The sequence below is a fragment of the Wohlfahrtiimonas populi genome, from assembly GCF_002006795.1.
Taxonomy (GTDB): Bacteria; Pseudomonadota; Gammaproteobacteria; order Cardiobacteriales; family Wohlfahrtiimonadaceae; genus Wohlfahrtiimonas; species Wohlfahrtiimonas populi.
The window spans coordinates 1-609 of sequence record NZ_MVDN01000052.1 but is presented as its reverse complement, the minus strand read 5'-3'; the positions used below and the strand labels follow the sequence as shown (position 1 = coordinate 609).

At 28.7% G+C, this 609-nt stretch carries 1 protein-coding gene; it reads right to left on the bottom strand.

Features of this window, described 5'->3' with window-relative positions; genetic code table 11:
* Positions 1-175 precede the first annotated feature (175 nt).
* On the bottom strand, positions 176-609 hold a 434-nt coding region (locus tag BZK16_RS13960), incomplete at its 5' end, for a hypothetical protein (RefSeq protein ID WP_233145320.1).

The window sequence follows — 609 nt, the reverse complement described above, 5'->3', positions numbered from 1 at the left end:
TTAAATTTATAATGTGTATATCCCCACATGGTCAGAACAAGCACAACCAATACAATAGTCCCTAATTGGGCTTTAATTTTTTTCATATTCATTTACCGTTTAAGTAACTTCATCGTTCTCTGTAATCTTAAAAAGACATATGTTTTTCTTATTCTTTAAGTGATATATCAATTATTTATGATGGATAAAAAGTCCAATTTTTTGCATCAAGTACTCGTTCATAAGTATCAAATGCAGTTAAAGGACTTTTATAAAAAATATAAGTGATATTTTCATTGCTTCGATAATAAAACACATAATCGGGTTGTTTTTTAATAACAAAATAAGGATGTTCTTTAGAACCTCTCAAATCTAATTGGTAGTTTGCTAGTATATTGCTATCAATCAGATCAATATCATCTTTAGTTTTTGGGTAATGGCCATATTGTTCTTTAAATTTCCTCATAATTTCAATAAGTTTATCTCCTTCCATTTTCCACTGTCCCGCATAATGAAGCTGCATTAATATTCCTAAGGAGAAAGCCATCATCCACATACTCATTCTGATCAGCCTAACTTTTCTATTATTTTTAATTGTTATTCTGCGCAATTGGAAAACTAGATAAATAA